This window comes from Rhizobium sp. CNPSo 3670 (assembly GCF_057784555.1).
This window is the reverse complement of the sequence record NZ_JBXSOL010000014.1, coordinates 146,131-156,632: the sequence shown is the minus strand read 5'-3', so window position 1 is coordinate 156,632 and position 10,502 is coordinate 146,131. Positions and strand designations below refer to the sequence as shown.

Annotated in this window: 10 protein-coding genes; 6 read left to right on the top strand and 4 right to left on the bottom strand. The window is 57.9% G+C overall.

Annotated features, from left to right (window positions below; all coding sequences use genetic code 11):
* Window positions 1–113: 113 nt before the first annotated feature.
* Complete coding sequence (locus tag AC13QO_RS16935; RefSeq protein ID WP_285195158.1) at window positions 114–1,256, bottom strand: helix-turn-helix domain-containing protein; 1,143 nt, start codon at window positions 1,254–1,256, stop codon at window positions 114–116.
* A 598-nt stretch (window positions 1,257–1,854) separates the two neighbouring features.
* Here AC13QO_RS16935 and AC13QO_RS16930 point away from each other — a divergent pair.
* The 3 genes from AC13QO_RS16930 (at window position 1,855) to AC13QO_RS16920 (ending at window position 5,683) form a co-directional block, all read left to right on the top strand.
* Complete coding sequence (locus AC13QO_RS16930) at window positions 1,855–2,055, top strand: hypothetical protein (RefSeq protein ID WP_221156573.1); 201 nt, start codon at window positions 1,855–1,857, stop codon at window positions 2,053–2,055.
* A 419-nt stretch (window positions 2,056–2,474) separates the two neighbouring features.
* On the top strand, window positions 2,475–3,707 hold the full coding sequence (locus AC13QO_RS16925) for an HlyD family secretion protein (RefSeq protein ID WP_285195156.1): 1,233 nt from the start codon (window positions 2,475–2,477) through the stop codon (window positions 3,705–3,707).
* Window positions 3,689–5,683, top strand: coding sequence for a glycosyltransferase family 2 protein (locus AC13QO_RS16920; protein ID WP_488541306.1), 1,995 nt, complete (start codon window positions 3,689–3,691; stop codon window positions 5,681–5,683). Before AC13QO_RS16925 ends, AC13QO_RS16920 begins: the two co-directional genes overlap by 19 nt.
* A 75-nt stretch (window positions 5,684–5,758) precedes the next feature.
* On the opposite strand, the gene AC13QO_RS16915 is transcribed toward AC13QO_RS16920, so the two are convergent.
* A complete protein-coding gene (locus AC13QO_RS16915; RefSeq protein ID WP_064695708.1) occupies window positions 5,759–5,983 on the bottom strand; it encodes a hypothetical protein in 225 nt (74 codons plus the stop codon).
* A gap of 254 nt (window positions 5,984–6,237) precedes the next feature.
* Window positions 6,238–7,047 (bottom strand): pirin family protein, encoded by an 810-nt coding sequence (locus AC13QO_RS16910; RefSeq protein ID WP_488541305.1) that lies wholly within the window; start codon window positions 7,045–7,047, stop codon window positions 6,238–6,240.
* Window positions 7,048–7,163: 116 nt separating this feature from the next.
* Here AC13QO_RS16910 and AC13QO_RS16905 point away from each other — a divergent pair, with 116 nt between their 5' ends.
* Both AC13QO_RS16905 and AC13QO_RS16900 read left to right on the top strand, forming a co-directional pair.
* Window positions 7,164–7,649 (top strand): DMT family transporter, encoded by a 486-nt coding sequence (locus tag AC13QO_RS16905; RefSeq protein ID WP_488541304.1) that lies wholly within the window; start codon window positions 7,164–7,166, stop codon window positions 7,647–7,649.
* Entirely contained in the window at window positions 7,646–8,086 is a 441-nt protein-coding gene (locus AC13QO_RS16900) for a DMT family transporter (RefSeq protein WP_097601390.1), read from the top strand. Before AC13QO_RS16905 ends, AC13QO_RS16900 begins: the two co-directional genes overlap by 4 nt.
* Window positions 8,087–8,143: 57 nt before the next feature.
* Here the strand turns inward: AC13QO_RS16900 and yghX are convergent, their stop codons facing one another.
* Window positions 8,144–9,031 (bottom strand): YghX family hydrolase, encoded by an 888-nt coding sequence (gene yghX, locus AC13QO_RS16895; RefSeq protein WP_488541303.1) that lies wholly within the window; start codon window positions 9,029–9,031, stop codon window positions 8,144–8,146.
* A gap of 304 nt (window positions 9,032–9,335) precedes the next feature.
* Between yghX and AC13QO_RS16890 the strand changes: the two genes are divergently transcribed.
* A complete protein-coding gene (locus AC13QO_RS16890) occupies window positions 9,336–10,493 on the top strand; it encodes a Gfo/Idh/MocA family protein (protein ID WP_085781163.1) in 1,158 nt (385 codons plus the stop codon).
* Window positions 10,494–10,502: the final 9 nt, after the last annotated feature.

Here is a 10,502-nt window from a genome sequence, read left to right as displayed (position 1 = left end):
CATTCCAACTCGAATCTGGCGTAATCGATCTTATGGAACTTGAAAGCGTTGAGTAAAGGCCGCTGCGTAATTGCTTGAAAAGTAGCAGCAATGCGGCTTTTATTTCTTCCACATCAACGTGCGAGCGTCAGCCAGTCGCCGATCGTTGTCCCGACACGTCGCATGGAACGTGTTGCTGGGATGGCCGGGTGCTCGGTTGCTATGGTCTTTCGGACTTCACGCGGGCTGAGCCCGAATTCATGGCTGAACGCGCGCGTGAAATTGGCTGCAACGTCGAAGCCGGCGGCCTCGGCAATCTCCGAGATCGGTCTGTTGTCGGTCGGATTGGTAAGATCCGCATAGGCCTGCAGCAAGCGACGTTTGCGAATGTAAGTGAAGACGCCCCCGCTCGTTTCGAACAATCGGTAGAGCCGGGTCCGCGAGATCCCCAGCGCTCGGCACATGACCTCAGGCGTCAAGCTATCTGAATGAAGATTGAGGTGAATATAGCGATGCGCCCGCTCCATCAGCCCCATATTGGTCTGTTCCTGGCCGCGGTCCGAACTTGTGGAGGATGCAGCGCATGCAACGACCATATCGCCGATCGTCCGTATGATCCGCGGCACCTCCTCCACCGTCAAGCTGCTCAGGTTCTTTTCCAGGCCGTTAATATAGCTGACCAGCAATTCAGCCAGGCTACCGGAGAAGGCGGTGTTGTTGGCGCTCTGCAGAAGAGTCGCATCACCGGTCAACAGTTCATAGGGCAGGAAGACGAGCACAGCGACTGAATCGGTCATCCGCCCGCGGTACGGATAACCAAGAGACCTGAAAAATATCTCACCCGGGCCCGTTTCGGTTACATGCCGATCGGCTTCGGTCCAGGCCCGGCCGCTGCGCAGTATGCCGACGTTCCAGTGATCGATCGGGCTCGATCGCAGCATCGCCTGATCGCGAATATAGCTGCACGCCTGCGCGCGCTGCTGAACGATGAGGATATCGCCGAGGTGCCAACCGGTCTGTTCCGCGAGGAAACCATCACCCTCTGATTTTCCATCCGGCAGATGTACATCCATAAGGGGCGCCACATGTGATCGCCAAGCCTGGAACTGTTCTTTCTGTGGCAGTTCGTGCGTCGAAAATCGCAGGGGCACCAAGGCCGATGGAATGTCCACCCGATGTTCTTTCTGGGAAGAAGGTTCGCGCGGCCAGCGCCGCCGCTCCAGGTGCGCCGGCCATTCCCGTCCCGCAGCCGGGTCATCTCCAGACTCCGCAACCATCCAATTCCTCCAGCGCATTAGCCGATCCGGGCTGTTGAAACTGAAGCAAACAACCGCCATCCGAGATCCGAATTGGCTAAAGCTCTACGTGCATAAGCTACTTATCATATTCCTCTGCGAGCAGAAATGGACGGACCGATAATTTTCTGGATGCTGCGATAACGACAATTGTGTCGCGTTCATATATCTAAATAAGCAATGGTTAATTCCGAAGGAAGTTCGGAAATTCCAAATACTTAGCTGCCGGTGCGATAGCCCCGACAACACAAAACGACACTTGTTCAAAACAAAAAACGCAAACATGGGAGGATAAGTCGTGAACTATCGAAGAAGTAGTCGTGCTCGCCTTGCGCAAGCAATGGCTTTCAACAGGAATCAATCCAAGGGTGAGCCAGGAAAATTGTATTGCCAGTCGTTCAGACTAATACGAGGCGCTCCTGAGGCCGATATTGGCCAATAGTGGCGCGCGAGGGGTTGCGCGCAGCCGAGGCCATACATGTCGATGCGTAATGGCTCGAGGTCTGTACGCAACCCCTATCATATCCAACCACTGTCGAATTTTTTTGACGCTGCCCTTCATGTGGCAGAGGAGGCTAAGATGACTACCGCATGTGATGAGAACGTTATCCAATTGAAGCCAATTTCGACCTGCAGACGAGAAGTCGAAGTCGCAATGGTGGAAATGCTCGTCAGTTTGCAGAAACGTGGATGGTCGGCCGCGGAATTGGCATTGACGCTCGCCGATGCCTCGGAAGATCTCGTCATGCTGATCGCGACCAAAGAACTTCGGCCGCATTAGAGCCGTTCCGGGCAAGGTGAGAAGCGGTTTCCCCAATAAAGCGCGAAGCGCTTTTGCCGGGAACTGCGTAGATAAAAAAGTTGGAGCGGTTCTGCGCTTTCGTGAAAAGCCAAACCGCTCCGCTATTTCTGTCTCAATGAGATGGCGGCCTCACCAGGCGCGGTAATTTCCATCATCCCCTATCCCTACGTTCTACCCATTACCCCCCAGTTCAGTCGCCGCGCCGGGCTTGACCACAGGCCGGCGCCACGCCTGCGTCGGTGGCATTTCGTTCAGAGCCGAACTGTTTCTGTCGCAGGTTTACGACCATCACTTGTCTATAAATTTCCATGCGCTAAAGTATGCAAGAATGAGTTGCATCCATCCGTGTCAGCGCGAGAGCGACGAATGGCTGCAGAGCGATACCTTCGGATGCCAACATGATCTGGAACCATCGCATCACACGCATCGTCGTCGGCCTATTGCTGCTGGCACTGGTGACCGTCGTCTCATTGCCGACGATTACCGGCTTTACCAGCCTTGATGGCACGGTCAATGCCCGGTTTGCTGTCGTTAATGCCCCAATCGACGGCACGATTGCGGAAGAACCCCTCAAGGTCGGCAGCCCGGTCAAAGCGGGACAATCCCTCGCAGAAATCAGAAATACACGCGTCAATCGCGCAATTCTCGCCTCGCTCGAGGCAGATCGGAACACGGCGCTCGACCGCGTCGCGGCACTTAAAAAGGAACGGGAGGAGCTCTCCGCCCTTCGCGAGGAATTGTCTGCAAGATTGGAGGTCTACAGGCAGACAACTATTGCCAATCTCGAACGCGAAGTCGAAATCCTGCGGAAAAAGGTCGAAGTGTCGCAGGCCCAGGATCTTGTCGCACAGGTCGACCTGAACCGCCGGATGGAGCTCGAGTCAAAAGGTATTCTTACGCAGAAGCTGGTCGAAGTCGCGCGAGCCGCCGGAGCTGCGACCGGCGGCGAGGTCGAAATCAGCAATCTGACTGTCGATCAACTGGAACAAAGGCTCAATGCGGTCCGCCAGGGTATCTTTGTTTTCGGCGACGGGCAGAATGACGTGCCTTATTCGCGGCAGCGCGAGGACGAGGTTGTCGTTCGCATCAACGACTTGAATTCGCGCATAGCGGAGAATGAGACACGAGCGACAGAAGTTCAAAAACAGCTCGTCAAAGAGGCAAACCGCGTTAGCAGCCTTGAATCCGCAACGGCAATAGCGCCTTTCGATGGCGTTGTTTGGACCAGAAGTATCGTCAACGGTTCCAACGTCGTGCTGAACGACGAGCTGATGCGCCTTCTCGACTGTCGGGAGCTGTTTGTGGATATTCTTGTTCCCGAGGTCAACTATGACGAAATCTATCCCGGACTTGTCGCTCAGGTGCGCTTGTTCGGCCGCAGCGATGTCTTCAATGGTACGGTCATCTCCGTCAGAGGCAGTTCGGCTTCGGTTGAGGCCGATTCCTTTGCCGCCAGCTTGCCGCCGTCGACACAGCGCAATGCCCGCATTCGGGTTCGCCTCGATCCATCCTTCATGAACGATGACTTTGCGAACTCCTGCCAGGTGGGGCGCACAGTCCAGGTACGGTTTTCCAAGCACGGCATCGACCTGTCCAACTGGGTAAAAAGCCTGTGGTTCAGTATCTTGTAGCGCTGGTTCCGACCTTTTTTGTTTTGGCCTTCTTTTTCCTCGGGCCGTTCAATTGGTCGCGGCATCACACCTGGACACGAGCGGTGACCTGCGCGTTTGTCGCAGCATTCGCATTGCGATACATGTTCTGGCGCTTGACCGAGACGGTGCTTCCCTATCCCAGCGACGGTGCGAGTTTCTACTGGGTGTGGATCCTCTTCTTCGTCGAGATTCTGGCGTGCGTCGAAGTTATCCTTTTTCTTGTATTGATGAGCCGCTATGTCGACCGGAGCGCGGAAGCGGACAGGCTGGGTCGTGTTTTCTTCGCGCGCGATAAGCGTGAGCTGCCTACTGTCGACGTTTTCATTCCGACCTATAACGAGCCGCTCGACGTGCTCGAGCGAACCATCATCGGCGCCCGCGCGCTGGATTATCCTGCCGACAAATTGACGGTTTATGTGCTTGACGATCAACGCCGGGATTGGCTGAAGGCCTATTGCGAGGAGAAGAACGTCATCCACGTCACGCGCGGCGACAACGCGCACGCCAAAGCCGGCAATATGAACAATGGGCTGAAGGTCAGCTCGGGCGAATTCATTGCGATCTTCGACGCCGATTTTGTTCCCTATCGACATTTCCTTCGTCGGACGCTGCCGTTCTTTTCCGATGAAAGCATCGGCATCGTCCAGACACCCCAACATTTCTTCAATGTCGATCCGGTCCAATCGAACTTGGGCCTGGAGAATATCTGGCCGGACGAGCAGCGCTTGTTTTTCGACGAGATCGCGCCCAGCCGAGACGCCTGGGACGTCAGTTTCTGCTGCGGGTCATGCTCGATTGCCCGCCGCAAGGCCGTCGACGCAATAGGCGGTTTTCCGACGGAGTCGATCACAGAAGACCTGCTGACCACTCTTTCGATGCTCAACAAAGGCTACAAGACCCGCTACCTGAACGAGCGGCTGTCGATGGGACTGGCCGCCGAGAACCTGACCGGTTATTTTGTCCAGCGCGAACGCTGGTGTCAGGGGGGTATTCAAACCCTTTACCTGTATAATGGCCCGCTGCGCGGCCCGGGATTGACGCTCTTTCAACGGATCATGTTCCTGCCGGCGTCATGGCTGGTGCAGTATCTGGTCCGCTTCACGATATTGCTCGTCCCCATCGTCTATCTCTGGTTTGGCCTGGTCCCGCTCTATTTCACTGATATAGCCGCGTATGTGTCTCATCAGGTGCCGCTGCTGGCGGCTTATTTTCTGCTCATGCTGTGGATCACGCCGACGCGCTATCTGCCTGTGGTTTCCAGCGCCGTCGGGACCTTTGCGACATTCCGCATGCTGCCGACCGTGGTCTCCAGCCTGGTGAGACCATTCGGCAAGCCTTTCAGGGTGACGCCAAAGGGCAGTGGCAACGAGGCGAACCAGTTCGACCGCTACAGCTTCGCCTGGATCGCAAGCATGATCACGATCACCGTGGTTGGCCTGCTGGTCAACGTCGTACCAGAAACATCGCATGTACAAGGCCAGTTTTCGCCGGTCGCGGCCTGGTGGTCAGGGATCAATATCGTCGTCCTGCTCATCGCGTCACTTATCTGCTTTGAGAAACCTCGGCGCCTGTTCCATGCGTTTAAGCTCGATGAACCCGCTATCGTCGACGATGTCCCCGGTCAAGTCGTCAGTCTGGCACTGGACAAGGCGGTCGTTGCAGTCCCCACCATGGCCCGGTTGCAGTCCAAGTCGGTGATGCTGAAACTCTCCGGCTTCGCCCCGATCAAAGCCGAGCTCGGTCAGGTCACTCAACGGCGAAGAAGCGTAAGTCGCGGCGGCGACAAGCAAGCCTATTACCTGCACCTTTATTTCGAACTCAGCGGCTCTGCCCGCGACAGCATGATTGTAAAACTCTACACCGGCCGATATTCGCGGGACATTCGCGACATCGACAAGGTTGCCGTCTCTCTTAATCTGTTGTTGCGCTCATTCGGGCGGACGCGCACGTTGTAGCCCGGCTCGGAAGCGAAGTTGTCGCGTCTTCGACGAAGTTGTCCCGCCATGGCCGGAGTCGTCACTCTTCGCCAACTACTGGCCAGATCGTTCGTCGAGGATGGACAGCGCGTCCTGCAGTCTGAGCGCCGCCAGCGCTTCCGTTGCCTCGTCCGGAGACCATCCTGCTTCGAGCGCCGCAGAGAGAACCAGCGATTCCGTTTGCAGTTCGAGCTTCTCATACAGCGGCTCGATGGCTTCGCGTGCGGTGACGACGTGCTGATCGGGCGGAGTAATGGGCGTCGCGGCAACCGTAGGCATGATGCTCCTCCTTTTAAACGCTAAGGTTCGAAACCCAATTGCAGGCATGCTTGTTCCGTTCACAATCGCATTTTTAGCCGGATCACGGCTGACGGAAACTATCCGCAGCTCTGGACGATCTTAATTTCGCCCGTCCTCGGCATCTCTGGGCTCTCAGCGAAATCTTCGCTGGATGTGAACGAACGGACAGGCTACCGCACAATTGCCGAAAGCGGAAGCGACTTGCGGTAATCACTATTGCCGCAGAAGCGCGCCTAGTGAAGTCGCCACCTCTGCCGAAATTTCCTCCATTTCAGAAGCGCCCTGATGACAAGGGCCGACGGTATGTCCTTATGGTCGCCGACGGTCCCCTGCTTGGCGACCGGTGCGTTTGCATAGATGAGAAACGCGATCAGCGTGGCTGGATCCTTGGCTTCAAGGTCGAGCCAGTCATCGGACAGATGCAGCCCCTGCTCGCCCTGCCTGAAGGTTTGACCATCAACGGCGATTGAGCCACGGAAGACATAGAAGTAGAGATCCCGGCCATGTTTCCGCGGGAATTCCGCCCGCGCGCCCGCTTCCAGTCGGATGTCGAAGATGTCGACGGCGCTACGGACATAAAACGGCGTGCCTTCCCCTTCCGGGCCGACGAGGTGTCGCCAGACATTCGCCGCGACCATAGGGATCGCGCCGTATTGAATTTTCGGCACCAGATCGGCCGCACGCGGACGAATGACGATCTGTAGCATTCGCAGCGGCGGATCGGTCACCATCGTCTCCTCCGAGTGCCAGAAGCCTTTCCCGGCATTCATCACCATCAGATGATGGCGGTCGATCAGCAGCCAGCCTGTGGCCCGATCCTGGTGACGCATCACGCCGTCAGGCACCCAGGAGACGATCTCGTCGTTTCTGTGCTCGTGCATCGCGATCAGCCGGCCAGGGACCAGGATGGATTCGACGATCATAGCGAGAGGGCCGTGGCCATGGTCCGTCGGCTTCGGCTTCAACCATCCCGGCATATTGATGTGCGCGACAAAACCGCCAGCATCCCGCACCAGAAATGTCCGTTCGCCTTTGAGCAGCATCGCGTCCTCCATGCCTGTCAGGCTATGACGACACGTCTTGCTGAGGATGCCGATGAATGGCCTTAGTGGCAATTTGAAAAACATCCGCCGCAATCGATTCGCTGACGGGATCTCCAATGACCATCGAAGCCGCACGAAATCCGCATCCGATCTACTTTGCTGGCGCTTTCGCCACGGGTGGGCTCCTGACTTTCATGGTGCACCTCAATGGCGAGCTGGCACGGTACGGAAATCCGCTGTTTTCTTCCTGGACCGCTCACGGCACAGGCATCATCGCCGCGGTCATTCTTCTCCTGCTCATCCACGGGCGACGCAGGCCAAAGCCGGAACAGAGCTTGCGCGCGCCTCTATGGGCTTATTTCGGCGGTATCTCCGGCGCGGCAACGGTCATGCTGACCTCGACCGCGGTCAGCTCACCGCTCGGGCTCTCCGGCACCCTGGCTCTGGGCCTGGCAGGCCAGGTCGTCTTCAGCGTCGCGGCGGACAGTTGGGGACTGTTCGGCATGCGCAAGCGGTATCCCGACGCACGAGGCATCACTGCGCTCGGCCTCGTCGTTGCGGGGGCGGCGCTCATCATATTGTTCGGGCGAGGTGCGGCGTGACGCTCTTCATTCTGCTTGCTTGTCTCGGCGGCGTGCTCGTCGGCCTCAGCCGTCAGCTCAATGGGCGGTTGAGCATCTCGACGACGCCGCTGATCGCATCCTTTTGGAATCACGCCGTCGGATTTGCCGTCCTCACCTGCCTCGGGCTCTTCGTCGGGGGCCTGCTTCCCGCGGGCGCCGCCGAGGCGCCCTGGTACGCCTATCTAGGCGGTCCGATCGGCGTTGTCTTCGTGGCGGCCGGCAGTTGGGCGATTGCGCGGATCGGCGCCGTCAATTCGGCTCTGCTGATCATCGGCGGGCAGATGGTAACGGGGGTGGCATTTGATTATGTCAGCGGGGTCCCGGGATCATTCTGGGCGAACGCCGGCGGGATTGTTCTCATCGTCGGCGGAATGATGCTCAGTCGGGGACGGCGCAAGGTCGACCGTTCGCAATAGCGGGACACGAGGCCATGCGGCGGGGATGGCTCCCCGCAGCCTCACGCCACTGCATTTTCAGGCAAGGTATTTCGTGAACCAGTCGACCGTTCGCTGCCAGGCGAGCTTGGCTGCCGCCTCGTCGTAGCGCGGCGTGGTGTCATTATGAAAGCCGTGATTGACGTCGGGGTAGATATAGGCCTCGTAGGTTTTTCCCGCCGCTTTCAGCGCGGCTTCGTAGGCCGGCCAGCCTTCGTTGATCCCCTTGTCCAGCCCGGCATAGTGGAGAAGCAATGGCGCCTTGATCTTCGGCACGTCCTCGGCGCTCGGCTGCCGGCCATAGAAGGGCACGGCTGCGGCCAGTTCGGGATAGGCGACCGCCGCAGCGTTGGCGACGCCGCCGCCATAGCAGAAGCCTGTTATGCCGACCTTTCCGCTGGTGAGATCACCCTTCATCAGGAATTCGACCGCCGCGAAAAAGTCGTTCATCAGCTTTTCCGGATCGACTTTCTGCTGGAGCTCCCGCCCCTTCTCGTCATTGCCGGGATAACCGCCGACCGATGTCAGCCCATCCGGCGCCAGGGCAATGAAGCCGGCCTTTGCCACGCGCCGCGCCACATCCTCGATATAGGGGTTCAGGCCTCTATTCTCGTGAACGACGACCACGCCCGCAACCTTGCCGTCGGCCTTTGCGGGTCGCACGAGATAGCCGCGGACATCGCCGTTTCCTTTGGGAGAGGGATAGGTGATGTATTCGGCCGATATATCGGGATCGGTAGACTCGACCTGGGTCGCCAGCGCGTAGTTCGGGCTGAGCGACGCAAGAATGGCGGCTGCCGTCACCCCACCGACCGCAAACTTGGCGGCCCGGTCGAGAAACTCGCGCTTGGTGATTTTTCCATGCGCATAATAATCGTAAAGTTCGAGCAGTTCCTGCGGAAAGTCCTTGGCTGTCATGCGGGTCATGATGGCTCCTCCTTCGGGGTATCGCCCATCCTACACACCCGGGCTAGCTACTCTTTTCAACATTTCGCGATTTTTGCGTGAGCTTGCCGGGTCCGCAACAATGACGTCAGCATTCCTGCTTTGAAGATGGCTCTTCCACCGGTTGCCTCCGCATTTTGGCGGTGGCAGCGCTTTAACGATCCTCGCCCGCGAATTATGAAAATCAATTTCATACTCGCGTCTTGCGCCCCGTTTTCTATTGACGCCCTTTGTTTTTTGTCCCAACTTAAAGAAAATAAATTACTTAATCGGGAACTTGATCGGCATGAAAGTGGGCATCATCGGGCTCGGATTCCGGCTCGGCTATCTCGGCTACGTCTTCAAAGCGATCGATAGCAGTTTCGATATCGTCGGCTATGTCGACCCCGATCCTGCCGGCCTTCCCGGTTTGACGGAAAAGGGCATTTCCGCCGGCAAGGCCTACGGCTCGCCGGAGGAGCTCCTCGCCTCCGAAAAGCTTGATCTCTTGATGATCGGTTCCCCCAATCACATGCATCTCGACCATATCAAACTCGGGCTGCAAGCCGGTCTCAAGGTCTTCTGCGAAAAGCCGATCGTCACGACCATCGCAGAAAGCATCGAGCTTGCCCATCTGATGGCGAAGTTCGGCCATGAGCGGCTGATGGTCGGTCTGGTGCTGCGTTACTCCCCTCTCTACAAGGATCTGCGCGCCATTCAGGCCGAGGGCAAACTCGGTCAGATCGTGTCGATCGAGGCCTCCGAACATATAGAGCCCTATCACGGCGCCTTCTTCATGCGCGACTGGCGCCGCTACGAGCGCTATTCCGGCAGCTTTATGCTGGAGAAATGCTGCCACGACCTCGACCTCTACAATGGTGTCGTCGGCGCGCGGCCGGAGCGCGTCGCCAGTTTCGGCGGCCGCAAGAGCTTCATTCCGGCCAACGACCCGGCGCGCGAAGGCATCAACGATCTCGAGCTTTTCCACCGCAAGCCGAGCGGCTGGATGGGATCGGACAAGGTTTTCGACAGCGACGCCGATATCATCGACTATCAGGTGGCGATCGTCGAATATGCCAATGGCGTCGGCATGAACTTCCATACCAATCTGAACGTACCCGACCAGTTCCGCCGCTTCGCCATCATGGGCTCGCGCGGCATGGCCGAGGGCGATTTCGTTCGCGGCTATCTCAACGTGCACGAACAGCTGACCGGCAACAAGGTGGTCGCAAACGCTTATGCTGCAACCGAACTGTCCCAGCATTACGGCGCCGACGAACAGATGGCGAGCGACCTGCTGGAAAGCGTGCGCACAGGGCTCGAACTTCCCGTCTCCACGCTGAATGCGCTCGAAGCCGGCATTCTGGCCCTTGCCATGGACGAAGCGAGAATGAAGAAATCAGTCGTCGACCTGCGTCCCGTCTGGGACCGCTTCGACGAGGCCCTTCACGCCAGAGCGGCTTGAGGAAGGCGG